The organism is Thauera sp. 27 (assembly GCF_000310125.2).
Taxonomy (GTDB): Bacteria; Pseudomonadota; Gammaproteobacteria; order Burkholderiales; family Rhodocyclaceae; genus Thauera; species Thauera mechernichensis.
Genome location: NZ_AMXB01000034.1, coordinates 29,166 through 55,609, shown reverse-complemented (window position 1 = coordinate 55,609; position 26,444 = coordinate 29,166). Strand labels below are relative to the sequence as shown.

General features: G+C 67.9%; 19 protein-coding genes, 2 pseudogenes and 1 riboswitch. Of the genes and pseudogenes, 17 read left to right on the top strand and 4 right to left on the bottom strand.

Features of this window, described 5'->3' with window-relative positions; genetic code table 11:
• Positions 1 to 253: pseudogene (locus tag B447_RS22895) on the top strand (hypothetical protein); the annotation flags it as partial.
• The gene (gene rlmB, locus B447_RS16735; RefSeq protein ID WP_002943023.1) at positions 246 to 998 is read left to right on the top strand and encodes a 23S rRNA (guanosine(2251)-2'-O)-methyltransferase RlmB; all 753 of its coding nucleotides are present in this window, start codon (positions 246 to 248) and stop codon (positions 996 to 998) included. The pseudogene B447_RS22895 and the gene rlmB, both read left to right, overlap by 8 nt.
• Positions 999 to 1,005: 7 nt before the next feature.
• On the opposite strand, the gene nirD is transcribed toward rlmB, so the two are convergent.
• Positions 1,006 to 1,344, bottom strand: a complete 339-nt coding sequence (nirD, locus tag B447_RS16730; protein WP_002943022.1) for a nitrite reductase small subunit NirD — start codon at positions 1,342 to 1,344, stop codon at positions 1,006 to 1,008.
• Between the two features lie 20 nt (positions 1,345 to 1,364).
• Positions 1,365 to 3,896 carry a nitrite reductase large subunit NirB gene (gene nirB / locus B447_RS16725; protein ID WP_037983038.1) on the bottom strand — a complete coding sequence of 844 codons (2,532 nt, stop codon included), beginning with the start codon at positions 3,894 to 3,896 and terminating at the stop codon, positions 1,365 to 1,367.
• A gap of 435 nt (positions 3,897 to 4,331) precedes the next feature.
• Positions 4,332 to 4,524, top strand: a riboswitch (cobalamin riboswitch).
• Between the two features lie 49 nt (positions 4,525 to 4,573).
• Here nirB and bluB point away from each other — a divergent pair.
• The 15 genes and pseudogenes from bluB to B447_RS16655 all read left to right on the top strand — a co-directional run bounded on the left by bluB (position 4,574) and on the right by B447_RS16655 (position 22,051).
• On the top strand, positions 4,574 to 5,341 hold the full coding sequence (bluB, locus tag B447_RS16720) for a 5,6-dimethylbenzimidazole synthase (protein WP_002943020.1): 768 nt from the start codon (positions 4,574 to 4,576) through the stop codon (positions 5,339 to 5,341).
• 117 nt (positions 5,342 to 5,458) lie between these two features.
• The gene (gene pqqA, locus B447_RS22760; RefSeq protein ID WP_198291826.1) at positions 5,459 to 5,596 is read left to right on the top strand and encodes a pyrroloquinoline quinone precursor peptide PqqA; all 138 of its coding nucleotides are present in this window, start codon (positions 5,459 to 5,461) and stop codon (positions 5,594 to 5,596) included.
• Between the two features lie 63 nt (positions 5,597 to 5,659).
• Entirely contained in the window at positions 5,660 to 5,959 is a 300-nt protein-coding gene (gene pqqD, locus B447_RS16715; protein ID WP_002943019.1) for a pyrroloquinoline quinone biosynthesis peptide chaperone PqqD, read from the top strand.
• The gene (gene pqqE, locus B447_RS16710) at positions 5,928 to 7,145 is read left to right on the top strand and encodes a pyrroloquinoline quinone biosynthesis protein PqqE (RefSeq protein WP_002943018.1); all 1,218 of its coding nucleotides are present in this window, start codon (positions 5,928 to 5,930) and stop codon (positions 7,143 to 7,145) included. Before pqqD ends, pqqE begins: the two co-directional genes overlap by 32 nt.
• Before the next feature lie 107 nt (positions 7,146 to 7,252).
• Positions 7,253 to 7,756, top strand: a complete 504-nt coding sequence (locus tag B447_RS16705) for a hypothetical protein (protein WP_002943017.1) — start codon at positions 7,253 to 7,255, stop codon at positions 7,754 to 7,756.
• 19 nt (positions 7,757 to 7,775) lie between these two features.
• Positions 7,776 to 8,963 (top strand): 3-phosphoserine/phosphohydroxythreonine transaminase, encoded by a 1,188-nt coding sequence (gene serC, locus B447_RS16700; protein ID WP_002943016.1) that lies wholly within the window; start codon positions 7,776 to 7,778, stop codon positions 8,961 to 8,963.
• Between the two features lie 11 nt (positions 8,964 to 8,974).
• The gene (locus B447_RS16695) at positions 8,975 to 9,925 is read left to right on the top strand and encodes a dihydroorotate dehydrogenase (protein ID WP_002943015.1); all 951 of its coding nucleotides are present in this window, start codon (positions 8,975 to 8,977) and stop codon (positions 9,923 to 9,925) included.
• Positions 9,926 to 10,041: 116 nt separating this feature from the next.
• Positions 10,042 to 11,313, top strand: a complete 1,272-nt coding sequence (locus B447_RS16690; protein WP_002943014.1) for a nitrate regulatory protein — start codon at positions 10,042 to 10,044, stop codon at positions 11,311 to 11,313.
• 349 nt (positions 11,314 to 11,662) lie between these two features.
• Complete coding sequence (locus B447_RS16685) at positions 11,663 to 12,970, top strand: CmpA/NrtA family ABC transporter substrate-binding protein (RefSeq protein ID WP_002924726.1); 1,308 nt, start codon at positions 11,663 to 11,665, stop codon at positions 12,968 to 12,970.
• 51 nt (positions 12,971 to 13,021) lie between these two features.
• Positions 13,022 to 13,882: a nitrate ABC transporter permease gene (gene ntrB / locus B447_RS16680; protein WP_002924725.1), complete on the top strand. Its 861-nt coding sequence runs from the start codon at positions 13,022 to 13,024 to the stop codon at positions 13,880 to 13,882.
• A gap of 7 nt (positions 13,883 to 13,889) precedes the next feature.
• On the top strand, positions 13,890 to 14,750 hold the full coding sequence (locus tag B447_RS16675) for an ABC transporter ATP-binding protein (protein WP_002943013.1): 861 nt from the start codon (positions 13,890 to 13,892) through the stop codon (positions 14,748 to 14,750).
• A gap of 13 nt (positions 14,751 to 14,763) precedes the next feature.
• Positions 14,764 to 15,993: pseudogene (locus tag B447_RS16670) on the top strand (NAD(P)/FAD-dependent oxidoreductase); the annotation flags it as partial.
• A 276-nt stretch (positions 15,994 to 16,269) separates the two neighbouring features.
• The gene (locus tag B447_RS16665) at positions 16,270 to 17,484 is read left to right on the top strand and encodes a nitrate/nitrite transporter (RefSeq protein WP_002943011.1); all 1,215 of its coding nucleotides are present in this window, start codon (positions 16,270 to 16,272) and stop codon (positions 17,482 to 17,484) included.
• A gap of 36 nt (positions 17,485 to 17,520) precedes the next feature.
• Positions 17,521 to 19,269 (top strand): bifunctional protein-serine/threonine kinase/phosphatase, encoded by a 1,749-nt coding sequence (locus B447_RS16660; protein ID WP_002943009.1) that lies wholly within the window; start codon positions 17,521 to 17,523, stop codon positions 19,267 to 19,269.
• A 70-nt stretch (positions 19,270 to 19,339) separates the two neighbouring features.
• Positions 19,340 to 22,051: a nitrate reductase gene (locus tag B447_RS16655; RefSeq protein WP_083491488.1), complete on the top strand. Its 2,712-nt coding sequence runs from the start codon at positions 19,340 to 19,342 to the stop codon at positions 22,049 to 22,051.
• Here the strand turns inward: B447_RS16655 and cls are convergent.
• Together cls and B447_RS16645 are read right to left on the bottom strand one after the other, a co-directional pair.
• Positions 22,032 to 23,465, bottom strand: coding sequence for a cardiolipin synthase (gene cls, locus B447_RS16650; protein WP_002943007.1), 1,434 nt, complete (start codon positions 23,463 to 23,465; stop codon positions 22,032 to 22,034). The genes B447_RS16655 and cls overlap by 20 nt on opposite strands.
• Positions 23,466 to 23,646: 181 nt before the next feature.
• Entirely contained in the window at positions 23,647 to 26,355 is a 2,709-nt protein-coding gene (locus tag B447_RS16645; protein ID WP_037983037.1) for a cation-transporting P-type ATPase, read from the bottom strand.
• Positions 26,356 to 26,444 lie beyond the last annotated feature (89 nt).

Below are 26,444 nucleotides of genomic sequence, written 5' to 3'. Positions count from 1 at the left end.
GGCGGTCGTCGCGCCCGCGCCCCGCAAGTCACGGGCAAGTAAGGCCGCCGCCGAGCCGGCCGCCGCCCCCGTGGCCGCGCCTGCAAGTCCGGAGCCCGTCGCGCCGAAGCCGCGCAAGACGCGCGCGAAGAAGGCGGTCGCCGAACCCGCTGCCGCGCCTGCAGCCGAAGCGTTAGAATCCGCGCCCCCGACTGCGGCCCCGGCGCGACGTGCCGCCCGCAAGACCACCACCAAGGGCACCGACCGTGGCTAAAGCACCTGAGAACACCCCCACCAAGCTGATCTACGGCTTCCACGCCGTCTCCGCCAAGCTGCGCCACGCGCCCGATGCGGTGCTCGAGGTCTATCTGTCGGCCGACCGCAAGGATGCGCGTGTGCGCAAGTTCCTTGCCCAGGTCGAGGCCGCCGGCGTGCGCATCAGCCAGGCCGAGGGCGACAAGCTCGATGGCTTGGTCGGCACCCGCCGCCACCAGGGCGTGGTGGCCAAGGTGGACGCCACCCGGCGCGACATCAAGCTCGCCGACGTGCTCGACAGCCTGGAGGAGAACGCGCTCATCCTGGTGCTCGACGGTGTGCAGGACCCGCATAACCTCGGCGCCTGCCTGCGCGTGGCCGATGCTGCCGGGGCGCATGCGGTGGTGGCGCCCAAGGATCGCGCGGTGGGGCTGAACGCCACCGCGGTCAAGGTCGCCAGCGGTGCGGCCGACACCGTTCCCTACATCACCGTCACCAACCTCGCGCGTGCCCTGCGCGAGATGCAGGAGGCCGGCGTGTGGGTGGTCGGTGCCGCCGGCGAGGCCGACAAGACGCTCTACGACATCGACCAGAAGGTGCCGGTCGCCTGGGTGCTCGGCGCCGAAGGCGACGGCCTGCGCCGGCTCACCCGCGACACCTGCGACGAGCTCGCGCGCATCCCGATGCATGGCAGCGTCGAGAGCCTGAACGTCTCGGTGGCGAGCGGCATCTGTCTGTTCGAGGCCCGCCGCCAGCGCGGCTGAGGCCGCGTCAGGCGAGCGCGACCCACACCTCGTCGCCGCGCACCCTGACGTGGTGCGCGCGCACCGAGTGCTCGGGGGCCTCCAGGCATTCGCCGGTGCGCAGGTCGAAGTGGTTCTTGTACAGCGGCGAGGCGACGACGATGTGCTCGCCGAGGTTGCCGACCAGGCCGCGCGACAGCACGCTCGCGCCCGAGCGTGGGTCGATGTTGTCGATGGCATGGACGCCGCTGTCGCCGATGCGGAAAACGGCGACGTGGCGCTCATCGACGAGCGCGCACACGCCGGTGCCGGGCAGGATGTCGCCGAGCTTGCACACGGCGGTCCAGTTCAGTTCTTCGCTGCTCATGGGGGCTGTCCTCGCGGGGCTCATGCTTCCACCTCGGCGTTCTCGATTGCGGGGCGTTCCTCGGCGCGCGCCGGGCGGATCTGTCCGCGCTCCTCGACGAAGACGATGCGCTGATCGGCACGCGGATCGTTGACGAAGGTGCGGAAGCGCTTGCGCACAGCCGGGTCGGTGATCGCCGTCTTCCATTCGCACTGGTAGGTGTCGACCACGTGCTGCATCTGGCGCTCGAGCTCGTCGCCGATGCCCAGCGAGTCGTCGATCAGTACGGCCTTCAGGTAGTCGAGGCCACCCTCCAGGTTGTCGCGCCAGGTACTGGTGCGCTGCAGGCGGTCGGCCGTGCGCACGTAGAACATCAGGAAGCGGTCGATCAGGCGCACCAGGGCGGCCTTGTCGAGGTCGGAGGCGATCAGCTCGGCATGGCGCGGCTTCATGCCGCCGTTGCCGCACACGTAGAGGTTCCAGCCGCGCTCGGTGGCGATGATGCCCACGTCCTTGCCCTGGGCCTCGGCGCATTCGCGCGTGCAGCCCGAGACGCCGAACTTGATCTTGTGCGGCGCGCGCAGCCCCTTGTAGCGGTTCTCCAGTTCGATCGCCAGCCCCACGGAGTCATCCACGCCGTAGCGGCACCAGGTGCTGCCGACGCAGCTTTTCACCGTCCGCAGCGACTTGCCGTAGGCATGGCCGGACTCGAAGCCGGCGGCGATCAGTTCTTCCCAGATCGCTGGCAACTGCTCGACGCGGGCGCCGAACAGGTCCACCCGCTGGCCACCGGTGATCTTGGTGTACAGGCCGTACTTCTTCGCCACCTGGCCGACTGCGATCAGCCCCTCTGGCGTGACCTCGCCACCGGGCATGCGCGGCACCACCGAATAGGTACCGTCCTTCTGGATGTTGCCGAGGAAGTAGTCGTTGCTGTCCTGCAGGCTGGCAAGCTCGCCCTTGAGCACGAAGTCGTTCCAGCACGAGGCGAAGATCGACGCCGCCGTCGGTTTGCAGATGTCGCAGCCCAGGCCCTGGCCGTGGCGCGCGAGCAGGTCCTCGAAACTCCTGATTTCGCCGACGCGGATCAGGTGGTAGAGCTCCTGGCGCGAGTAGGGGAAGTGCTCGCACAGGTGGTTGTTCACCGACAGGCCGAGGCGGGCCATCTCGGCCTTCATGACCTGGGTGACCAGCGGCACGCAGCCGCCACAGGTGGCGCCGGCCTTGGTGCAGGCCTTGATCTCGCCGATGGTGGTTGCGCCTTCGCCGACCGCCGCGCAGATCTGGCCCTTGCTCACGTTGTTGCAGGAGCAGATCTGCGCGCTGTCGGGCAGGGCGTCGGCGCCGAGACCGGGTTTGGCCTTGCCGTCGCTGGCGGGCAGGATCAGAAACTCGGGGTCGGCCGGCAGCGCGATGCTGTTCAGTGCCATCTGCAGCAAGGTGCCGTACTCGTCGGCGTTGCCGACCAGCACTGCGCCGAGCAGGTGCTTGCCGTCGGCGCTGACGACGATCTTCTTGTAGACCTGCTTGCATTCGTCGGCGTAACGGAAGCTGCGGCAGCCCGACGTCCTGCCGTGGGCGTCGCCGATGCTGGCCACATCCACGCCCATCAGCTTGAGCTTGGTGCTCATGTCCGCACCGCCGAAGGCGGCCTGGGCGTCACCTGCCAGCTGGCGGGCGGCGATGCGCGCCATCTCGTAGCCCGGGGCCACCAGGCCGAAGGTCTGGTCGCGCCAGGCCGCGCACTCGCCGATGGCGAGGATCGCCGCATCGCTGGTGCGGCAGTGGTCGTCGATCGCGATGCCGCCACGGGCGCCGACGGCCAGTGCGTTCTGGCGCGCGAGCTCGTCGCGCGGACGGATGCCGGCGGAGAACACGATCATGTCGGTCTCCAGGTGGGTACCGTCGGCAAACACCATGCGGTGGCGGGCGCTGCGGCCGTCGGTGATCTCGACCGTGTTGCGCTCGGTGTGCACCTGCACGCCCAGGGCCTCGATCTTGTTGCGCAGGATGCGGCCGCCTTCGTCGTCCACCTGCACCGCCATCAGGCGGGGCGCGAATTCGACGACGTGGGTCTCGAGGCCGAGGTCGCGCAGCGCCTTGGCGCACTCCAGGCCGAGCAGGCCGCCGCCCACCACGACGCCCTTGCGCGAGATCGCGCCAGCCGCCTTCATCGCCTCGAGGTCCTCGATGGTGCGATAGACGAAGCACTGGTCGCGCTCGCTGCCCTTGACCGGTGGCACGAAGGGATAGGACCCCGTGGCCAGCACCAGCTTGTCGTAGGGCAGGGTGACGCCGTCCTGCGTCGTCACCGTGCGTGCGCGGCGGTCGATCGCCGCCGCGCGGCTGCCCAGCCGAAGCGTGAAGCCTGCCTCGGCGAAGAAGCCGGGGGCGACCAGCGAGAGGTCTTCCGCCGTCTTGCCGGCGAAGAATTCGGAGAGGTGCACACGGTCGTAGGCGACCCGCGGCTCCTCGCACAGTACGGTGACTTCCGCACCGGGGATCTGCAGTTGCCGGAGTTCCTCGAGGAACTTGTGGCCGACCATGCCATGGCCAACGAGAACGATCTTCATGCTGGTATCACTCATTCGGCCCCGCGTTGGGCCTGGCGATACCTGGGCACGGGGTGAGTCCGGCTCAAGCATGACGGCCTCCGCGGGACGCGGTTCGACATCGGATGGAAATGGCCGGCGACATACGTATTCGTATCCGCCGGCCCCCACCTGCGTTGGCGGAGGCAAGCCCTGTTCGCATCCTTGCGTGCTGGGCTGGTTTGCAATAAGCACGGACCGTGCCATGCACTTCAACGCCTTGAAAGCCCCGGATTGACTGGATCTGCCGCGATGGCAGATGCGCCTGGCGCACTGTGTTGGTGCGCCTGTCACCAAGCTGGTGCACCGTGCCGGGCGGCGAAGGGGGCGTGAAGGGTGGAGCGAAGGGGCAGGCTCAATACCGCGGCACGAGCCAGCGCACAGGTGTCGCGAGATGGCGGGCATGTGGCTAGAATCTGGCCCTCTCGACTTCGAGGTGCCCGCGCTTTGTGCGGGAGAATCGGGAAGGCGGTGCCAATCCGCCGCGCGCCCAGCGCCGTGAAGGGGATTGTCCGGGCAAGGTTCGCCCAGCCACTGGTCGTCAGGATCGGGAAGGCGTCCGGACGAGATGATCCGCAGCCGGAAGACCGGCCTCGAAGTGTTTCCTGCAGCCGTCTGGTCGGCGGCTGCCCACTGCTCGTCGACAAGGGGACTACTTCATGAGCAGCCAGACCCAGGTGCATTGCGCACCGCCGCAGGACACCCGTTTCCAGGCCAACCCTCGGTTCAGCAGCGCCGAGCGCGACGCGGTGTATCGCGCCATCCATACCCGCCGTGACGTACGCGGCGAGTTCCTCCCCGACCCGATCCCGGACGATGTGCTGGCGCGCGTGCTCACGGCCGCCCATCACGCGCCCTCGGTCGGCTTCATGCAGCCGTGGGATTTCATCGTCGTGCGCGCGCGCGCGGTGCGCGCGAAGATCCATGCCGATTTCCTCGCCGCCCATGCCGAGGCCGAGCAGATGTTCGAGGAGGGCAAGCGCGCCACCTACCGCAATCTCAAGCTCGAGGGCATCCTCGAGTCGCCGGTCAATATCTGCATCACCTGCGATCGCAGCCGTCACGGCCCGGTGGTGATCGGCCGCACCCACATCGGCGCCATGGACGTCTACAGCGCCGTGTGTGCAGTGCAGAACCTGTGGCTCGCGGCACGGGCCGAGAACCTCGGCGTAGGCTGGGTGAGCATCCTGCACCCGCCGGCGCTGCGTGAGGCGCTCGGCATTCCGCCCGAGATCGTGCCCATCGCCTACCTGTGCATCGGCTACGTCCGCGACTTCCATGCCCGCCCCGAACTGGAGGCGGCCGGCTGGCTCAGGCGCGTGCCCTTGCCCGAACTGCTGCATTTCGATGGCTGGCAGGGCAGGGCAGATGCCGCGGGTGAGCGCTTGGTCGAGGCGATTGACCAGGTCGTGCCGATTCTGCGTTGATCTGCATCAAAACCGGCGCCAGTGGCGGAAGAATCATGATATTCGCCAGTTCGCGCTGGTGATCGCGTCGATGGCGGGGTCGCGATCCTGCGGATCCCGCCGGCTGCTGTCACCGGGATGATGGCCCCTGAGCCGGCAAACAAGCCGGTTCAGCCACCATCATTCAAGAGGAGACACATCATGCAGTGGACCGACCCCGCTTATTGCGACATCCGTCTCGGCTTCGAAGTCACCGCCTACGTCTACGTACGCTGAAAGTCCGGCCGCCCGGCCTGCCTGCGGGCGGCCGGCCGGCGCCTGCCCGGAGCGGATGCCCGCATGAACGACTCAGCCGTCAGCCCGCCTGCCGCGGGCGAGCGCTACGCGCTCAACCCGATGTATCTCTTCCGCTGGGAGCCCACTCAGGACGCTCATGTCCTGCTCTACCCGGAAGGCATCGTCAAGCTCAACCAGACCGCCGGCGACATCATCGAGCGCTGCGACGGCAAACGCACCGTCGCCGAACTCGTCGCCGAGCTGCAGCAGCGCTACCCGGGCGACGAGGAACGCGTGGCCGAGGGCGTCTACAAATTCCTGGAGGTGTTCCGTGCCAAAGGATGGATCCGTCGTCAGGCTTGATGGGCAGGGCAAGCCCCTGTGGCTGGTGCTCGAGCTCACCTACCGCTGTCCGCTGAAGTGTCCGTGGTGCAGCAATCCGGTCGATTACGCCCGCGACGAGACCGCAGAGCTGTCCACCGCCGAGTGGAAGCGCGTGCTGCGCGAAGGCCGCGAACTGGGCGCGCTGCAGCTCGGTTTTACCGGTGGCGAGCCCCTGCTGCGCGACGACCTCGAGGAACTGGTCGCCGATGCGCGCGCACTGGGCTACTACACCAACCTGATCACCTCGGGTGTCGGCCTGAGCGAGGCGCGCCTCAGCGCGCTCAAGGCCGCCGGCCTCAACCAGATCCAGCTTTCGCTGCAGTCGAGCGAGCGCGAACTCACCGACACCCTGGTTGGTGCGCGGGCGCACGACCTCAAGGTGAAGGTCGCGCACATGATCAAGGCGCATGGCTTCCCGATGGTGCTCAATGTGCCGGTGTTCCGCCAGAACATCGGCCAGGTTGAGGACATCCTGCGCCTGGCCGAGGAAATCGGCGTCGATTACCTCGAGTTTGCCAACATCCAGTACTACAACTGGGCGATGGTCAATCGCGACGAACTGCTGCCGACGCGCGAGCAACTGCAGGCCGCCGAACGTGCGGTCCAGGCCGCGCGCGAACGTCTTGGCGACCGCATGACGATCTACTTCGTCATCCCCGACTATTACGAGGGCCGCCCCAAGGCGTGCATGAACGGCTGGGGCTCGATCCACCTCACCATTGCGCCCGACGGTGTTGCCATGCCCTGCCAGGAGGCGCGCGTCATCGAGGGGCTGGAATTTCCCAGCATCCGCGACAAGAGCCTGGCGTGGCTGTGGAACGAGTCGCCGACCTTCCGGAAATTTCGCGGCGACGAGTGGATGAGCCCGACCTGCCGCAGCTGCGACGAGAAGGAGAAGGACTTCGGCGGCTGCCGCTGCCAGGCCTTCCTGCTCACCGGCGACGCAGCAAACACCGACCCCGCCTGTTCGCGCTCGCCGCACCACCACCTGATTGCCGAGGCGATCGCCAAGGCGCACGCACCCGGGCGCAGGATCCAGCCGCTCGTGCTGCGCAACGATCGCAACTCGCGCCTGCTCGGCGAAGGCAGCGGCACGGGCGGAGGTTGTGGCGCTGCGGGGCGCGCGGACCTTGCCGTTGCCGTCGTGGAGCCGTCCGATGTCTGACCTGCTGCTGCGTGTGTTTGACTCCTCGGTGGTGACGGTGGCGTATGGCGTCGTGCTCACTGCAGTGCTGACGCTACTGCTGCGCGTGTCGGGCTAGGCGGATGACGATGGAGATCCTGTTCGAGACGGTGGCGCGCTGGCTGCATGTGCTTGGCGCACTGGTGTGGGTCGGACACAACTACGCCACCGCGGTCACGCGCGCGCGCTACGTCCCGCTCACCGCCGCCGACCTGTCCGACCCGGACAGCCCGCGCCAGCGTGCGCTCATGCAGCGCGAGCACGGCACCTTCCGCCATGGCTCGCTGGTGGTGCTGGGAACCGGCCTGGCGATCCTGTGGGAGCGCGGCTGGTTGTTCGATGCACTCAGCCTGCAGGGCAGCCTGGCGCCGCTCGGGCTGGGCGTCTGGCTGGGGGTGATCATGGTGTGCAACCTGTGGTTCGTCTTGTGGCCGCACCAGAAGCGCGTACTCGGCTTCGTCCCCGCGCCGCTGGACGAGCGCTTGCGCTGCTCCCGCGTTACCTTCCTGTCGGCACGGGTCAACACCATGCTGTCGATCCCGGTGGTCTTCCTGATGGGGGCTGGAACGCATGGGATCGCGCTCTTCTCCTGACCCGCAGCTGTCGACATCAGTGTCCGGGCGCGTCCCCACCGGCCTTGCGGCCTGGCGTACGCGGCCCGGGTTCAGTTTTTCCGCGGCGGCGGGACCGCTGCCCACGGCGGTTGCGGACGAGGTGGCCGAGGCCTGCCGGCCGGGGCCGGGATCGATCCTGAGCCTGCCCTTCACCACATCGGCCTATCGCAGCCTGCAGGCCGAGACCGAAGCATGCCTGCGCCGGCTGCTGGCGATCCCGGATGAGTTCGTGGTCCTGTTCATGGCGGGCGGTGCGAGCACGCAGTTCGCCCTGGTGCCCATGAACCTGTACGGCGCAGACACTGGAGCGCGGGCAGTCTATATCGACAGTGGGCACTGGTCGCGGCGGGCCATTGCCGAGGCGCGGCGCCACTGCCCGGTGCATGTGTTCGCGTTGGCGGCGCTGACGGCGGCGTGGGGGTGCGGTGGCGTGCCTGAGACTGCGGCTGCGCAGGCGCGTGTCGGCATGTCCGTTCTGGAGGACGCGGTTGGCTACCGCCCCGCCTACGTCCATGTCACGCCCAATGAGACTGCCGACGGCCTGCAGTTCGCCCGGCTCCCGGTTACGCAGGCGCCGCTGGTGGCCGATCTCACGTCCGAACTGCTCACCCGCGCGATCGACTGGCAGCGGCTCGACGTCGGCTATGCAGGAACGCAGAAGACGATCGGCACACCGGGGCTCACCCTGGTGATCATCCGCCGTTCCCTGCTCGGACATGCCCGAGCAGGTACGCCGCGGGTCATGGACTACGGCGCCCAGGCCGAGGCGGAGTCCCGCCTGTGTACGCCGCCGGTGCTGCCGGTCTTCGTCGCCCACCGCATGTTGCACTGGATCGAGGCGGCCGGCGGCGTGGCGGCCATGGCGGTCCGGCTCGCGCACCGCCATGCCTTGGTGACCGCGGCCATGGCCGCCGGTGAGGGTGTCGGTCTCTATCGCTGGAGCGCGCCCAGCGCCTGGCGCTCGCAGGTCAATCCCTGCTTCCAGCTGCCCGACGAGGAGACCGCCCGGCGCTTCTTCGCGGCTGCGGACGCGACGGATTTGCACGACCTGGGTGGCCATCCCGAACGCGGCGGTGTACGCCTGAGCCTCTATAACGGACTCGCCGACGACGCGGTGGCGGCGCTCGCAGGCCTGCTGAGCGGCTTCGCCTGCAGCGAGGCTGGCCGGTGCCACCAGGCACCTTGAGTGACGCGTGGATGACGCTTCCGGCCCTGAGTCCACGCGCTTTGCGCACACGCTGGTCGCTACTGCGGCTGGCGCGTCATGGGGTTGAGCCGGCCGAGTTGGTTGCGCGCGCCGACGGCGTCGTGCATGGCCGAGGCATGACTGCGTCCGTGGTCGAGGTGATGGGGTTGCGGTTCGGTTCGCCGCTGCTGCTCGCGGCCGGCTTCGACCGTCATGGCGTGCTGCTGGAGAATGCCTCGCGACTCGGTCTGGGCGCCGTCGAAACGGGGAGCCTGCGGACATCGTCAGCCTGTCCGTCGCCCCGTGTGCGGGTGGCTGCGGCGCGCCGGCATGTGGCAGCGGGCGGCGGCCGGATGGGTGTCTGCCTGCATGGTCTGAGTCTGCTCGTACCGCGTCTTGAAGGGAGGGGCGACACCAGGCGCGGAGGGTACGCGCTGGAACGGCTGCAAGCCCTTTTTGCAGCCTGCCATGCCACGGCCGACTATGTCGTGCTGAACCCGGGGCGCAGTGGCGCCACCCCAGCCCAGTGCGTCGAGTTGCTGGCCGCACTGGCCAAGGTACGCGACCGCCTGGCGCGTCCCATCCGCCTCGCCCTCGTGGCCAAGCTGCCTGCGCCCTGGCTGGCTGCTGCGGGGGGCGTGCGCTGGGCACACCATATGATCGACGCGGGTGCGGATGGCCTTCTGCTGTCGGCTGAAGGGGATTCGATGCCAGCGGCGCTTCGCATCGCCAGGGTCGCTGCGGAAGTGGGCGAGCGCACGGCCCTGATCAGCGTGGGGGGTGTCGGCTCGGTGCGCGAGGCGGCTGCGCGTCTGGCTGCGGGAGCCGACCTGGTGCAGGTGCATCGCGCCCTGATCGCTGCGCCGCGACGGGCGCTGTCCCTGAGCCTGGGCATCGCCGGTCTGGGTGTGCGGCGGGGGCGTCGGCAGGGCGCCTGTACGGGGGCTTGCGCGCAAGGCTGAGGTCGGCGGCGGCTGTCGCGTGCGGGTATGGCCGGGCGTGACGCGTGCATTGCACGGTTGTTGCTTGTAGTCTCTCCGCCTTCTGGCCTGCCAACAGCCCTTTGCTGGAACCGCTCATGAACTCGACGCTTGCCTTCCTCGCCGCTGCCCGACAGTGCGAGATCCACGACCTCGAACACCTTGCCCGCAGTTGCGACCTCGTCCAGGCCGTGAGCGAACTCGTGCATCGGCTGCAGGGCGAGCGTGGTGCTTCCAACCTGTTCCTGGCTTCCGGTGGCGAGGTGTTCGTCTCCCAGCGCGAAGCCTGCGTTGCCCTCAGCGCACAAGCAGAGGCTGCACTGCGCAGCTGGCTCGCTCAGGTCGAGGGCGGTCAGGATGCGCCCATCGTGGCGGTGCCCGGTGGTGCAAGGCTGTTCACGCGGATTGCGGTGGCGCTGCATGCGCTCGACGGCTTGGCCGAACTGCGCGCGGAGGTCGCTGCCCGGCGCTGCAAGGCCGCAGATGCCACGCTGCGTTTCAACCGCATGGTTGCAGCCTTGCTGGCGCTCGTGTTCGAGGCGGCCGATGTCGCGGCCGATCCGGCAGTGTCACGCTTGCTGGTGGCGCTGTTCAACCTCATGCAAGGCAAGGAGCATGCTGGTCAGGAGCGTGCAGCCGGCGCCGCGGCGTTCGCGGCGGGTGCGGCGGCTGCGAGCACGGCGGCCGCTGGCGGCCAGGACCTGCTCCACCTGATCGATGCCCAGGAGGCCTGCTTCGAGCGCTTCGAGGCCTTCTGTCCGACTGAACTGCTCGGCACCTGGGCCCAGGCCAAGGCCGCGATGCCGATGGGCGAACTCGAACGCATGCGGCGCAGGTTGCTGGCTGCCGCCCAGGGCGCGGTGCTCGATCCCGCGCAGGCACAGGCCTGGTTCGCCTGCTGCTCGCAGCGCCTGGAGCTGATTCGTGACACCGAGGCGGCGCTTGCGCAGGGCTTGCGCGCCGCCTGCCTGCAGCGCATCGCCGCCTTGCAGGCCGATCCGGACGATCCGCAAAGCCTGTTGCGCGCACTCGCAGCGCAGCCCGAGCCGGTGTCGCCGAGCGGTGTGCTGCCCATGGAGGATGGGGTGGAGGCCCTCGGGCCGCGCCTGCGGCGTTCGATTGTAGATGCCTTGCATGCGCAGGCGCAGCGTCTGCAAGCGATGAACGACGAGCTGGCTGCGGTGCGTACTGCGCTCGACGAGCGCAAGCTCATCGAGCGCGCCAAGGGGGAGCTGATGCGGCACCAGGGCCTGGCCGAGGATGAGGCCTATCGCCTGCTGCGCCGGACCGCGATGAACCAGGGGCGGCGCCTGGTAGATGTGGCCCAGGCCGTGCTGGCGATGTCCGACCTGCTTCCGCCGCGCAGCTGAACCTGCGTGTTGCGTAAGGCGTCCGGCCTGCAGGGGTACTCGTGGTGCGCAACGCACTGCGGCTGTGCGCCATGTCCATCTGTTGCACTGCAGCAGTGCGTGGATGTATGACTCGGCACTCCAGTAGTATTGCTTCAAGTCCATGATTTAAAAAAGATAGGGGCCTTATTCAAGAGCTGGCACGAGTCCTGCAATAGCTTGATCGAGGCGAAACCAAAGGCGGTTCGAGACTCAAGGCGCAGCCCGGCGGCTGTCGCATCCCGGACAAAGGCGTCCATCCATTGCCAATACCAATTGGGCAGGGATGGGCGCCTTGTTGCTTTCAGTGGTTCATAGTCAGGAGTCGATCATGGGCAGCAAGACAATCAAGCAGGCAGCGGTCAGTCGTCGTCACTTCATCCGCGGTGCCATGGCGCTCGGCGGCGCAGCGATGATGGGCGGACTGTGGACAGGTACGGCGCGGGCTGCGGGGGGCGCGCTCGAGACAAAGAAGGCCAAGCTCGGCTTCATCGCGCTCACCGACGCCGCGCCGCTCTTCGTCGCCGACGAGAAGGGCTTCTTCGCCAAGCACGGCATGACCGAGGTCGAGGTGCTCAAGCAGTCGTCCTGGGGCACCACGCGCGACAACCTGGTGCTGGGCTCGCAGCGCAACGGCATCGACGGCGCCCACATCCTCACCCCCATGCCCTACCTGATCAGCAGCGGGGCGATGACGGCCAACAACGTGCAGGTGCCGATGTACATCCTCGCCCGCCTGAACCTGGCCGGGCAGTGCATCTCGGTGGGCAACGAGTACAAGGATCTCAAGGTCGGCACCGACACCACCGCGTTCAAGGACGCGCTCGCCGCCAAGCGCGCCAGCGGCAAGGCGGTCAATGCGGCGATGACCTTCCCCGGCGGCACCCACGACATGTGGATCCGCTACTGGCTGGCCGCCGGCGGCATCGACCCCACGCGCGACATCTCGACCATCGTCGTGCCGCCGGCGCAGATGGTGGCCAACATGAAGGTCGGCAGCATGGACACCTTCTGCGTGTGCGAGCCATGGAACCGCCAGCTCATCAACCAGGGCATCGGCTACACCGCCAACACCACCGGCGAGTTGTGGCACAACCACCCCGAGAAGGCCTTCGCCATGCGCGCCGATTATGTCGACGCACATCCGAACTCGACCAAGGCGCTGATCAAGGCGGTGATGGAGGCGCAGATGTTCTGCGAAGACCCGGCCAACCGCGAGGAAGTGGCGCGCATCTGTGCCAAGCGGCGCTGGATCAACGCCCCCTTCGAGGACATCGTCGACCGCATGCGCGGCGACTTCGATTACGGCACCGGTCGCGTGGTCGAGAACAGCCCGCAGCAGATGCGTTACTGGAAGGACCAGGCCTCCTACCCCTTCCAGAGCCACGACCTGTGGTTCCTCACCGAGAACATCCGCTGGGGCTACCTGCCGCGCGACTTCGACATGAAGGCCTGGGTGGGCAAGGTGAACCGCGAGGACCTGTGGCGCCAGGCCGCGCAGGAGCTGGGCGTGGCGGCGAGCGACATTCCGGCCTCGACCTCGCGCGGGCTGGAAACCTTCTTCGACGGCAAGGTGTTCGATCCCGAGAACCCGATGGCCTACCTCGACAGCCTCGCCATCAAGACCGTGCGCAGCTGAGACCGAACCGACCGGGCCTGGACACAGGCCTGACATCCACAGGAGCCCGTCATGGACAACACCCATTCCATCGCCGCCCCGGCGCCGGCCAGCGCGCCGCCCTCCATGCTGCGCGTGCGCGCCGGTGCGGCCTACAGCCACTTCATGAACCACGTCCTGCCGCCGCTGGTCGTCATCGGCCTGCTGTGCGCGGTGTGGGAGCTGCTGTGCTCGCGCCCCGGCGCGGCGCTGCCCGCGCCCAGCCAGGTGGTCAGCGAGACCTGGGAGCTCATCACCCAGCCCTTCTTCGACAACGGCGGCAATGACGTCGGCCTGGCCTGGCAGATCCTCGCCAGCCTCGAGCGCGTGGCCTACGGTTACCTGCTCGCGGTAGTAGCCGGGGTGAGCCTGGGCGTGCTGGTGGGGCAATCGACCTGGGCGCTGCGCGGGCTCGATCCCCTGTTCCAGGTGCTGCGCACGGTGCCGCCGCTGGCCTGGCTGCCGATCTCGCTGGCCGGCTTCCAGGACAGCAACCCCTCGGCCATCTTCGTGATCTTCATCACCGCGATCTGGCCGATCATCATCAACACCTCGGTGGGCATCAGGAACATCCCCGAGGACTACCGCAACGTCGCCCGCGTCATCCGCCTCAATGGCGTCGAGTACTTCTGGAAGATCATGCTGCCGGCGGCCGCGCCCTACATCTTTTCCGGGCTGCGCATCGGGGTCGGCCTGTCCTGGCTGGCGATCATCGCCGCCGAGATGCTGATCGGCGGCGTGGGCATCGGCTTCTTCATCTGGGATGCGTGGAACTCGTCGCTGGTCAGCGACATCATCCTCGCCCTCGTCTATGTCGGCATCGTCGGCTTCCTGCTCGACCGCATGGTCGCCTGGGTCGGCAAGCGCGTCACCCGTGGCACCAGTCCCGCTTAAGGAGCATATGATCATGAGCCAGCCCTATCTCAGCATCTCCCGCGTCGACATGGACTTCAGCCGTGGCGGCGTCACCAACCCAGTCCTCCGGGACGTCAATCTCGACGTCCAGCGCGGCGAGTACATTTCGCTGATCGGCCATTCCGGCTGCGGCAAGTCGACCGTGCTCAACATCGTCGCCGGCCTGCTGCGCGCCACCTCGGGTGGCGTCATCGTCGATGGCCGCGAGGTCAACTCGCCGGGGCCGGACCGCGCCCTGGTGTTCCAGAACCACTCGCTGCTGCCCTGGCTGACGGTGTATCAGAACGTCGAGATCGCGGTGCAGAAGATCTTCAAGGGCAAGCGCAGCGCGGCCGAGCAGCGCGACTGGATCCTGCACAACCTCGACATGGTGAGCATGAGCCACGCGCTCGACCGCCTGCCCGCGGAGATCTCCGGCGGCATGAAGCAGCGCGTGGGCATTGCCCGTGCGCTGGCGATGGAGCCCAAGGTGCTGCTGCTGGACGAACCTTTCGGCGCGCTCGATGCCCTCACCCGCGCCCACCTCCAGGACGAAGTCATGCGCATCCAGTCCGAGCTGCAGAACACGGTGATGATGATCACCCATGATGTGGACGAGGCGGTGCTGCTGTCCGACCGTATCGTGATGATGACCAACGGCCCCTCGGCCACCATCGGCCAGGTGCTCGACATCGACCTGCCGCGCCCGCGCGACCGCCTGGCGCTTGCCGATGATCCACGCTACACCCACTACCGCCACGAGGTGCTGAGCTTCCTCTACGAGAAGCAGCGCAAGGTCGAGCCCATTGCCAACGCCCGTGCGCGCGGGGCGGCGGGCACCCGCGAGGCGGCGGCCCTGCGGGCCTGAGCGGAGCAAGGCCATGGAGAAGATCAAGCTTGTCCTGGTTGGGAACGGCATGGCCGGGGTGCGCACGCTCGAGGAGTTGCTCAAGCTCGCCCCCGAGCTCTATGACATCACGGTGTTTGGCGCCGAGCCGCAGGGCAATTACAACCGCATCCTGCTGTCACCGGTGCTTGCAGGTGAGATGGACCTGCCCGAGATCATGCTCAACGACCTTGACTGGTACCGCGACCGGGGCGTGACGCTGCATGCGGGCAAGCGGGTGGTGAAGATCGACCGCGTCGGGCGCAAGGTGGTCGCCGAGGACGGCACCGAGGCGCGCTACGACCGCCTGCTGCTGGCCACCGGCTCGACGCCCTTCATTCCGCCGATTCCGGGCAGCGCGCTGCCGGGGGTGCTCGGCTACCGCGACATCGCCGATACCGAGGCGATGATCGCGGCGGCCGGCCGCTACCGCCATGCGGTGGTGATCGGTGCCGGCGTGCTTGGCCTCGAGGCCGCCAACGGCCTGATGCGGCGCGGCATGGCGGTGACCGTCGTGCACAAGGGCGACTGGATCATGGAGCGCCAACTCGACAAGGCCGCTGCCGACATGCTCCAGGCCGAGCTCGAGGCCCGCGGCATGAAGTTCCTGCTCGCATGCCAGACCGAGGCGCTGTTGCCTGCCGCCCAGGATGGCGGCGAGGGGGGGCGTGTCGGCGCGCTACGCCTTGCCGACGGGGCGGAGATCCCTGCCGACCTGGTCGTGATCGCAGCCGGCATCCGCCCCAATGTCGCGCTCGCCGAAGCTGCCGGCCTGTACTGCGGCAGCGGTCCGGTGCGTGGTATCCACGTGTCGGACACCTTGCAGACCGTCACCGACCCGCGCATCTACGCGGTGGGCGAGTGTGTCGCCCATAGTGGCGTGGCCTATGGCCTGGTTGCACCGTTGTTCGAGCAGGCTCGGGTGTGTGCCAGCCATCTCGCCAATGTGGGTGTCGGCCGTTACACCGGCTCGGTGACCTCCACCAAGCTCAAGGTGACCGGTATCGATGTGTTCTCCGCGGGCGACTTCAGCGGCGGCGAAGGGACCGAGGAGATCGTGCTGCGCGATCGCCAGGGGGGTGTCTACAAGCGAGTCGTGCTTCGCAACGACCGTATTGTCGGTTCGGTGCTGTATGGCGATACGGCGGATGGCGCCTGGCACTTCCAGCTCATGAAGGATGGTGAGGACGTCAGTGCGTTCCGCGATCATCTGCTGTTCGGACGTCCTGTTGCCGCTGCTATGGCGTAGCCCGGACCGCGGTGAATGCACCGTTGTTGTGCGCGATGACGCTTGGCGATGCCCCGAAGTCGTGCGCAAGCCGTGGTCAATGAAACCGTCAAGCTATTGAAAAGCATCTGTTTTATATTTGGCACGATGCTTGCTTTATGTGTTTGAAACAGCGTCTGGCCCGCCATCGAGGGCGGGCCTTCGGGCAACGGAGTCATGCGCTGGGGTTTATTGCGCCAAAGCGGCGCGTGATCAAGAACTCTGGAGCCCGAAATGGATAAGAAGTCCTTCCTGCAGGCCGGCCATACGCCGACCCTCATTGCCGCATTCCTGTACTTCGACCTCGCCTTCATGGTGTGGGTGTTGCTTGGCCCGCTGGCGGTGGGCATCTCGGCCGACCTTGGCTTGTCCCACTCCGAGAAGGGCCTGATGGTGGCGACGCCGGTGCTGGCCGGGGCGCTGCTGCGCATCGTCATGGGCGTGGCGGTTGATCGCCTGTCGCCGAAGAAGGCGGCGATCATCGGCCAGATCATCGTCATCGCCGCGCTTGCCTATGCCTGGGTCGCAGGCGTTCATTCCTTTGCCGAGGTGCTGGTGCTGGGCATCTTCCTCGGCGTCGCCGGTGCATCGTTTGCTGCCGCGCTGCCGCTGGCTTCGCGCTGGTATCCGCCCGAGCACCAGGGCACGGCGATGGGCATCGCCGGGGCGGGCAACTCCGGCACCGCCTTTGCTGCGCTGTTCGCCCCCGGCCTGGCGATGGCCTTCGGCTGGCACAACGTCTTCGGCATTGCGCTGATCCCGCTGGTGATCGTGCTCGTCGCCTTCTGCTTCATGGCCAAGGACGCGCCGGACGCGCCGCCGCCCAAGACCTTCGCCGAGTACCTGAAGGTGCTCAAGGACAAGGATGCGTGGTGGTTCATGTTCTTCTATGCCGTCACTTTCGGTGGTTTTGTCGGCCTCGCGTCCTCGCTGGTGATCTACTTCAATACCCAGTATGGGCTGGACCCGAAGATGGCGGGCTTCTTCACCGCAGGCTGCGTGTTTGCCGGTTCGCTGGTGCGACCGATTGGCGGCAACGTGGCGGATCGCATCGGCGGGGTCAAGTCGCTCAGCGTGATGTACGTGTTTGCGGCGATCTTCCTTGCCATCGTCAGCATCGGCCTGCCCGAGGCATGGATGGCGCTGGTGGTGTTCGTGTGTGCGATGCTGGCGCTGGGCATGGGCAACGGTGCGGTGTTCCAGCTCGTGCCGCAGCGCTTCCGGCGCGAGATCGGCGTCATGACCGGCCTGGTCGGAATGGCGGGCGGTGTCGGCGGCTTCTACCTGGCGTCATCCCTCGGCTACTCGAAGCAGGTCACCGGCAGCTACCAGATCGGTTTCCTGGTGTTCGCCGCGCTTGCCGTGTTCGCACTGATCGGCCTGACTGCAGTGAAGACGCGCTGGCGCACCACCTGGGGTGCGGCGCACCTGACCTCGGCAAAGATCTGAGCCCGGCCCGTCCGCCAGATCCGTAACGGAGGCATCGTGCACACGCTCAATGCAATCACACAACCCGCCGTGGCGGGCAGCGTGTCGCCGCAGGCACGTGCTGGGTCCGCCCTGCGGGTCAGCCTGGGCCACGCCAGCGCGCAGGGGCCGCGCCCGCGCAACGAGGATTTCGTCGGCGCTGCCACGCCCGAAGGCGAGGAGCTCGAGGTCAAGGGCATGCTGCTGGCCGTGGCCGACGGTGTCGGCGGTCATGCCCATGGCCGCGAGGCCGCCGAGCAGACGGTGCGCAGCCTGCTCGCCGACTACTTTTCGACGCCGCAGACCTGGAGCGTCGACAAGTCGGTCGATACCGTGCTCGGTGCGGTCAATCGCTGGCTGCTCGGCCAGTCGGCGAAGGCGCGCGAGTATGCCGGCATGGCAACCACGCTGACGGCGGTGGTGCTGCGCGGTCGGCGCTATCACGTCGCCCACGTGGGCGATTCGCGCGCCTACCGCTGGCGGGCGGGCGAACTGCTGCGCCTGACCGAGGACCACACCTGGGCGCACCCCGAGTTCGACAACGTGCTGCGCCGTGCGATCGGTCTGGAGGCACGCCTGCTGGTCGACCACGACGATGGCGAGCTGGCTGCCGGCGACCGCTTCGTGCTGGCGACAGATGGCGTATGGACCACGCTCGGCGATGCCGGCATCGCCGCCGTACTGCAGGCGCAGCCGGATGCCCAACGGGCTGCCGATGCGCTTGCCCAGGGTGCGCTGCGCCGCGGTGCCACCGACAACGCCACTGCGCTGGTGGCCAATGTCGACGCGCTGCCTGCCGACAACCTGCGCGACCGCCTCGCCGACAGTCACCGCCTGCCCTTGCCGCCGCGGCTCAAGCCAGGGCAGGCGATCGACGGCCTGCGTGTGGAAGAGGTGCTGCACGAATCGCGCGTGACGCTGCTCTACCGGGTCACGCGCTTGAGCAGCGGTGAGGCCCTGGTGCTGAAGACGCTGCGCCCGGAGGCGGACGACGACGAGGCGGTGAGCGCTCTGGTGCGCGAGGAGTGGCTGGCCCGCCGTGTCCCGGGCAAGGGCTTTCCGCGCGTGTGCGACCATGCGCGTGCGCACCTGTACTACCTGATGAGCTGGCATGAGGGCGAAACGCTGAAGGCCAGCCTTGCCCGTGGGCACCGCTATGAGGCGCATGAACTGGTCGGCATCGGTCGTGCCTTGCTGCGCAGGTTGGCGGTGCTGCACCGGCTCGGCATCGTGCACCGCGATATCAAGCCCGACAATGTCCATATCGACCGCAGTGGCGAGTTGCGCCTGCTCGACCTCGGTGTGGCCGCGACCGACGCCGAGGACCTGGCCGAGATCAACAACCCGGGCACTCCGTCCTACATGGCGCCCGAACTGTTTGCCGGCGCTCAGGCAAGCGAGTCTTCCGATCTCTACGCCTGCGGTGTCACGCTCTACGAGCTGCTGACGCGAAAGTACCCCTATGGCGAGGTGGAGCCTTTCCAGCACCCGCGCTTTGCCGCCCCGGTACCGCCGACGCGTTACCGCCCCGACACCCCCGAGTGGCTCGAGAGCGTCTTGCTGAAGGCCTGCGCGCGCGAGGCGCAGGATCGCTTCGAGACCGCCGAGGAGTTTCTGCTCGCACTCGAACGCGGTGCGAGCCGTCCGCTTGCCACCCGCCGCCGCGTGCCCTTGCTCGAGCGCAACCCGCGCCTGGCGCTGAAGATCGTCGCCGCGCTATCGCTCGCACTCAACGTCGTGCTGCTGTACCTGCTCAGCCGCCACTAGAACACAAGGCTCCATCATGACTTCCGATCTGCCAGCGAAGACCACAGCCCCGTCGCCATCCCCATCTCCGATGCAGACCCGTGCGACCTGTCCCTATTGTGGCGTCGGCTGCGGTGTGCTGATCGAGCACGACGGCGAACGCATCACCGGCGTGCGCGGGGACCCCGCGCATCCGGCCAACTTCGGCCGCCTGTGCACCAAGGGTTCGACCCTGCACCTCACTGCACGGCCGCAGACACGGCTGCTGTACCCGGAGCTGCGGCGCACGCGCGGCGAGCCACGCCAGCGCGTGGGCTGGGATGAGGCCATCGCCACCGCGGCGAACCGTTTTGCCGAGGTCATCAACACCCATGGCCCGGACGCAGTGGCCTTCTACATCTCCGGCCAGTTGCTGACCGAGGACTACTACGTCTTCAACAAGGCGATGAAGGGCCTGATCGGCAGCAACAACGTCGATACCAACTCGCGGCTGTGCATGTCGAGTGCGGTCGCTGCCTACAAGCAGACCCTGGGCGCGGATGCCCCGCCCTGCGCCTACGAGGACTTCGACCACGCCGACTGCATCCTGATCGCCGGCGCCAATCCGGCCTACGCCCATCCGGTCGCCTTCCGTCGCATCGAGGATGCGAGGAAGGCGCGCCCGCACATGAAGCTGATCGTGGTCGATCCGCGCCGCACCGACACCGCCGCCAGTGCCGACCTTCACCTCGCCATCCTGCCTGGCACCGACATCTGGCTGTACAACGCAATGCTGCATGTGCTGCTGCGCGAGGGCCTGGTCGACGCCGCTTTCATCGCCGCCCATACCGAGGGCTTCGATGCGCTGCGCACGCATGTGGACACGATCACGCCGGCTGTGGCGGCCGGCGTGTGCGGCGTCGCCGAGGCCGACATCGTCACCGCTGCGCGCTGGTGGGGGCAGTCGCCGGCGGCGCTGTCGCTGTGGTGCCAGGGCCTCAACCAGTCCACCCACGGTACCCACAACGGCGCGGCGCTGATCGCGCTGTCGCTCGCCACAGGCAAGATCGGCAAGCCGGGCTGCGGCCCGTTCTCGCTCACCGGCCAGCCCAACGCGATGGGCGGGCGCGAGGTGGGCGGGCTGGCCAACCTGCTGTCCGCCCACCGCGACCTGGCCAACCCGGCCCATCGCGAGGAGGTCGCCCGCCTGTGGGGCGTCGACAGCGTGCCCGCCACGCCGGGGTTGACCGCGGTGGAGCTGTTCCAGGCCGTGCGCGAGGGCCGCATCAAGGCGCTGTGGATCGCCTGCACAAATCCGGCGCAGTCGATGCCCGAACTCGAGCGGGTGCGCGAGGCCTTGCAGTGCTGCGACTTCGTCGTGCTGCAGGAGGCGTTTCGCAGCACCGAGACCGCAGCCTTTGCCGATCTCATGCTGCCGGCGGCGACCTGGGGCGAGAAGGAGGGTACGGTGACCAATTCCGAGCGCCGCATCACGCATGTGAAGCGGGCCTTGCCGCCGCCCGCCGAGGCGCGGCCCGACTGGCGCATCGTGTGCGACTTCGCACGTGCGCTCGGACCGTTGATCGGCAAGCCGCACGCGGCGCACATGTTCGCCTATGACGGCGTGGAGGCGATCTTTGCCGAGCACGTGGCGAGCACCGCAGGTCGTGATCTCGACATCACCGGCCTCGACTATGCCCTGCTCGACAGCGCGGGGCCGCAGCAATGGCCGCTCACGGCCACGATGCGCGCGGCAGGGGCGGCGGGCAGTGTGCGTCTGTATGCCGATGGGCGCTTCCCGACCGCGAGCGGCCGTGCACGTTTCGTGGTGCCTGTGCAGGCGAGCACGGCGGAGCAGGTCGATGCCCGCTATCCGCTGCACCTCACCACCGGCCGCCTGCGCGATCAGTGGCACGGCATGAGCCGCACGGGCAAGGTCGCACGCCTGTACAGCCATGTGGACGAGGCCCGCATCGATCTCAACCCCGCCGACCTGCAGGCGTATGGCGTGCACAGTGGGGAACTGCTGCGGGTGTCGAGCCGGCGCGGCGAACTGGTGCTGCGTGCGCATGCGTCGGAGGAGGTCGGGCGCGGCCAGGCCTTCGTGGCCATGCACTGGGGGCGCAACGTACTCGACTCGGGCGGGATCAACGTACTGGTTGGTGGCGACGTGGACCCATTCTCCAGACAACCCGAGCTCAAGCACAGCGCGATTGCCATCGAGCGCGCCGAGCTGCCCTGGCAGATGCTGTTGATGCGTGTCGAGCGTGACGAATGCGCAGCCATCGAGCAAGCCGAGTCCGTGGTGCCGTGGCTCGAACGTTTCGCCTATGCCTCGCTCGCGCTTGCCGGTCGCGATACCGCTGCAGTCGTGATGCGGGTCGCGCATGACCAGCCGATCCCGCCGGCCTGGCTGGCTGAGCTCGATGCCCTGCTCGGGTTGGACGACGACTGCGTGCTGAGCTTCGAGGATCGGCGGCGGGGCATCAGCAAGCGCGCGCGGATCGACAACGAATGCCTGGTCGGCGTGCGCCTGGCTGGAGACACGGTGGCGGGCGCCTGGCTGCGCGAACTGATGGTGGAGGCGCAGTCCACCGCCGAGCTGCGGCGCTGGCTGCTGGCGCCGCTGTCGGTGCCGCCCGCGGCGGCGGCGGGACGGGGCCGGATCGTGTGCAACTGCCTGAACGTGTCCGAGAACGAGATCGCCGCCGCCATCGGCGCCGGCGCCGATCTCGATGCCTTGCAGGCGAAGTTGGGCTGCGGCACGTCTTGTGGGTCCTGTGTGCCTGAGATCAGGCGCATGCTCACAGCACCGGTGCGGTGAGATGGGCAGCGCGCGAGGCGGCGCGGAACCACCACGGCTGGTCGAGCACCTCGGCCAGCGTCATCTCGCGCGAGCGCGCGAAGTCCGCCTCGAACATGGCCGCCACGTCGCGGCCGAAGCCCTCGTCCAGCACCCAGGCGGTGATCTCGAAGTTGAGGCGGAAGGAGCGGTTGTCGAGGTTGACCGTGCCCACTGCCGCGGCGCCGTCGTCAATGAGCATGGTCTTGCCATGCAGGAAGCCCGCCTGGTAGCGATGGATGTGCACGCCGGCCTCGAGCAGCGGCCCGACGAAAGCGTAGGCCGCGAGCCAGGTGAGGATGTTATCCGGACGCTCAGGGATGAGGATGCGAACGTCCACCCCGCGCAGCGCGGCGAGCTTGAGCGCGTTGAGCACCGATTCGTCAGGTACGAAGTAGGGGCTGGCGATCCAGGCGCGGTGGCGCGCCGATGCGAGCGCATGCTGCACCATCAGGCTGGCGGTCTCGAAGCGGTCGGCGGGGCCGCTCGGCAGCATCAGGACCGGCATGCCACCGTTTGCCGCCGTGGCTGGTTGCCAGTCGAAGTCCAGGATTTCGCCGCTCGCCCAGTGCCAGTCCTCGAGGAAGGACAGCTGCAGGCTGAACACGGCCGGGCCGATGAGCTTCATGTGGGTGTCGCGCCAGGGACCGATGCGGCGGTCGCGACCCAAGTACTCGTCACCGACGTTGAAGCCGCCTACCCAGCCCACGCGGCCGTCGGCGACGATGATCTTGCGGTGGTTGCGGAAGTTGAGCTGAAAGCGATTGCCTGAGCCCTGGGTGGAGTGGAAGGGGCGCACCTCGACACCCGCGGCCCGCAACTCCTGCACATAGCGCCGCGGCAGCCGGTAGCTGCCGATCTCGTCATACAGGAAATGCACCTTCACTCCCGCACGCGCTCGGGCTTCGAGGCGGCGCTTGAGTTCGCGGCCGAGGGCGTCGTCGCGCACGATGTAGAACTGCACCAGCAGATAACGCTCGGCTGCATCGATGCCGGCGAACATGCTGGCGAACGCGGCCTCTCCGTCGATCAGCAACTCGGCTTCGTTGCCGCCGAGCAGTGGCAGCTTGGCCAGACGCTCCATGGCCTGCAGTTGCTGCTGGGCGTCGGGCGGCGTGATTGCGTACTGTCCCACGTGTGACATCTTCTGCGCGAGCTCACGGTAGAGCAGGCTGTCGTCCTCGCGACGGCCGATCACGTAGCCGTTGAAACGGTTCCGCCCGAAAACCCAGTAGGCCGGCACGGTGACGTAAGGGAAGGTGCTCAGCGACACGATCCAGGCCACAGCGCCGGGTGCGGTGCGGGTGGACATCAGTGCGTCGATGGAGGACAAGACGCCGAGCGTGTGGGCGACGAAGACCGCCGCAAACACGGCGCGCTTGCGGGTGATCGGCATGATGTGCTCTGCAAGGGTGGGCGCGCTTGGACTCTACTAGCGCGTGGGCCGGCATGCAAAGGTCGCCGGACCCGACCTCCTCCTCTCCCTCAGGAACGAGGGATGACACTGCACCTGAGGTTCACGAATTGGCCTGGACTCTTGTCACAAACTCGATGGCCCGGTACCCCCCGGCGGTGGCTTAACCCTGGGCGTTGAGCCGCCTGACCCAGGCCTTCTCCGCCTCGATGAGCAGGAACACCACCAGACCGATGCCCAGCGGCACCAGCCAGTGGCGCAGTTCGAGCGGCGCGGTGCCGAACCAGGTGTTCATGAACGGCAGGTACACGAAGCCCAGTTGCAGCAGCACCAGCACGCCCACCGCAATGAGCGCGGCGCGGTTGGTGAACAGCAACTCGGCGCGCAGGCTGGAGGCGACCAGGAAACGGCTGTTGAAGAGGTAGAAGGCCTGCGCGATGACCAGGGTGTTGACCGCCATGGTGCGCGCCACACCGAGCTCCATGTCGAGCATCAGCTCGACCTCGAACATGGCGATGGTGGCGCCGCCGATCAGAATCGACACGATCGCCACCCGCCACAGCATCACCCGGCCCATGATCGGCGCTCCCGGCTTGCGCGGCGGGCGCTGCATGACGCCGGGCTCGGCCGGCTCGAAGGCGAGCGCGAGCGCCAGGGTGACCGCCACCACCATGTTCACCCACAGGATCTGCACCGGAGTGAGCGGCAGCGTGAGGCCAAGCACCACCGCGGCGAGCATGACCAGGCCCTGGGCGCCGTTGGTGGGCAGGATGAAGAGGATGGCCTTGCGCAGGTTGTCGTAGATCGTGCGGCCCTCCTCGACCGCGCGCTCGATGGTGGAAAAATTGTCGTCGGCGAGCACGATCTCGGCGGCCTCCTTGGTGGCCTCGGTGCCCTTGATGCCCATCGCCACGCCGACGTCGGCGCGCTTGAGTGCGGGCGCGTCGTTGACGCCGTCGCCGGTCATCGCCACCACCTCGCCGCGCGCCTGCAGGGCCTTGACCAGGCGCAGCTTGTGCTCCGGGCTGGTGCGGGCAAAGATGTCGCAGTCATGGGCGATGGCCTTGAGCGCTTCGTCGCTGGCAGCCTCGATCTCGGCGCCGGTGATCACCTTGAGGCTGTCGGCCGTGCCCAGGCCCATTTCGATGCCGATCGCGCGTGCGGTGCCGGCATGGTCGCCGGTGATCATCTTTACGCGGATGCCGGCCTCGTGGCAGGACTTGATGGCGGTGATCGCCTCCGGGCGCGGCGGGTCGATGATGCCGATGAGGCCGAGGAAGACCATGTCCTCCTCCAGGTCCTCGATCTCCAGCGCGAGCTTGCTGTCGGGAACGTCGCGCGCGGCAGCGGCCAGCACGCGCAGGCCTTCGGCGCTGAGCGCATCGATCTGTGCCTCCCAGAAGCTGCGGTCGAGCGGTTCGAGCTCTCCGCTGGCGCCGAGTTCGTGGTGGCAGCGCTCGAGCAGGCGGTCGGGTGCGCCCTTGAGCAGGATTCGGCGCTGGCCAGCGGGGGTGGTGTTGAGCGTGGCCATGAACTTGTTGGCCGACTCGAAGGGGATGCTGGCGTGGCGCTCGTGGGTGTCGGCGTCGAAGCCGGCCTTGTGCGAAAGCGTGCGCAGCGCGCCTTCGGTCGGTTCGCCGGTAACCCGCCACTGGCCGTCTTCCTCGGCGACGTGGGTGTCGTTGGCCACTGCGACGACCTCGATCACGGCGTGCAGGTGACCGTGGCTGTCGATACTGGCGGCGCGGCCCTCGAGGGTGATCTCGCCCTCGGGGCGGTAGCCGGTGCCGCTGACGTCGTAGAAGCCGCCGCGGGTGACGACGTGGCGGGCGGTCATCTCGTTCTTGGTCAGCGTGCCGGTCTTGTCCGAGCAGATCACGGTGACCGAGCCCAGGGTCTCGACCGCGGTGAGTTTGCGCGTGATGGCGTTGCGCTGTGCCATGCGCTGCACGCCGAGGGCGAGCGTGATGGTGAGGATGGCGGGCAGGCCCTCGGGAATGGCCGCCACCGCGAAGCCGATCGCGGCCAGGAAGACCTCGGCCAGCGGGAAGTCGTGCAGGCTGACCCCGATCACCAGCATCAGCAACGCAAGGGCGACGATGACCACGGACAGGACCTTGCTGAACTGCGCCATCTGCCGGGTGAGTGGCGTCTGCAGGGTCTGCACTTCGGCAATCATGCGGTTGATGCGGCCGAGTTCGGTGTTGGGGCCGGTGGCGGTGACCACGCCGATACCGCGTCCGGCGGCCACCAGGGTGCCTGAGTAAGCCATGCCGAAACGGTCGCCGACGCCGGCATCGGCGGCCACCGGCGCGGTATTCTTGTCTGCTGGCACGGACTCGCCGGTGAGGGCGGACTCCTCGATACGCAGATTGGTGGCCTCGATCAGGCGCAGGTCGGCGGGTACGCGGTCGCCCGAGCGCAGGCGCACGATGTCGCCCGGCACCAGGCCGTCGGCCTCGACCTCGGACCATTGGTCGTCACGCCGCGCGTGGGCATGTACCGACAGCATCTTGCGGATGCCTTCGAGGGCTTCCTCGGCCTTGCCTTCCTGGATGAAGCCGATGATGGCGTTGATGACCACCACGCCGAGGATGACGCCGGTGTCGATCCAGTGCCCGAGCAGCGCGGTGATGCCGGCTGCGGCGATCAGGATGTAGATGAGGATGTCGTGGAAGTGCTTGAAGAAGCGCTTGAGCAGCCCGTCCTTGGGTGGCTGGGGCAGGCGGTTGGGACCGACCTCGGCGAGGCGGCGGGCCGCCTCCGCGTTGCTCAGGCCCTTGCCTCTGGCGCCGAGCTGGTCGAGGACGGCATCGGCTTCGAGGGCGTGGGGGCGGTCGATCTGCATTTGGACGGGGGGATTGAGGCTCATGCGCTTGCTCGCGAGTTAGCCCGTTGGGGCGCGGTGTTGATGTTGCGGCGCAATAAAGAGCATGCCGTTGTCGCGAAAGTTCCGCAAGC

Bases quoted from the DNA above. Each gene is read 5' to 3' on its own strand.
- B447_RS16690 (WP_002943014.1), top strand. From the start codon at position 10,042: ATGAACTCGACGCTTGCCTTCCTCGCCGCTGCCCGACAGTGCGAGATC.
- pqqA (WP_198291826.1), top strand. From the start codon at position 5,459: ATGATGGCCCCTGAGCCGGCAAACAAGCCGGTTCAGCCACCATCATTC.
- bluB (WP_002943020.1), top strand. From the start codon at position 4,574: ATGAGCAGCCAGACCCAGGTGCATTGCGCACCGCCGCAGGACACCCGT.
- nirD (WP_002943022.1), bottom strand. From the start codon at position 1,344: ATGAGCAGCGAAGAACTGAACTGGACCGCCGTGTGCAAGCTCGGCGAC.
- B447_RS16685 (WP_002924726.1), top strand. From the start codon at position 11,663: ATGGGCAGCAAGACAATCAAGCAGGCAGCGGTCAGTCGTCGTCACTTC.
- ntrB (WP_002924725.1), top strand. From the start codon at position 13,022: ATGGACAACACCCATTCCATCGCCGCCCCGGCGCCGGCCAGCGCGCCG.
- B447_RS16705 (WP_002943017.1), top strand. From the start codon at position 7,253: ATGGAGATCCTGTTCGAGACGGTGGCGCGCTGGCTGCATGTGCTTGGC.
- nirB (WP_037983038.1), bottom strand. From the start codon at position 3,896: ATGAAGATCGTTCTCGTTGGCCATGGCATGGTCGGCCACAAGTTCCTC.
- B447_RS16645 (WP_037983037.1), bottom strand. From the start codon at position 26,355: ATGAGCCTCAATCCCCCCGTCCAAATGCAGATCGACCGCCCCCACGCC.
- pqqD (WP_002943019.1), top strand. From the start codon at position 5,660: ATGAACGACTCAGCCGTCAGCCCGCCTGCCGCGGGCGAGCGCTACGCG.
- cls (WP_002943007.1), bottom strand. From the start codon at position 23,465: ATGCCGATCACCCGCAAGCGCGCCGTGTTTGCGGCGGTCTTCGTCGCC.
- B447_RS16695 (WP_002943015.1), top strand. From the start codon at position 8,975: ATGACGCTTCCGGCCCTGAGTCCACGCGCTTTGCGCACACGCTGGTCG.
- B447_RS16665 (WP_002943011.1), top strand. From the start codon at position 16,270: ATGGATAAGAAGTCCTTCCTGCAGGCCGGCCATACGCCGACCCTCATT.
- B447_RS16655 (WP_083491488.1), top strand. From the start codon at position 19,340: ATGCAGACCCGTGCGACCTGTCCCTATTGTGGCGTCGGCTGCGGTGTG.
- B447_RS16675 (WP_002943013.1), top strand. From the start codon at position 13,890: ATGATCATGAGCCAGCCCTATCTCAGCATCTCCCGCGTCGACATGGAC.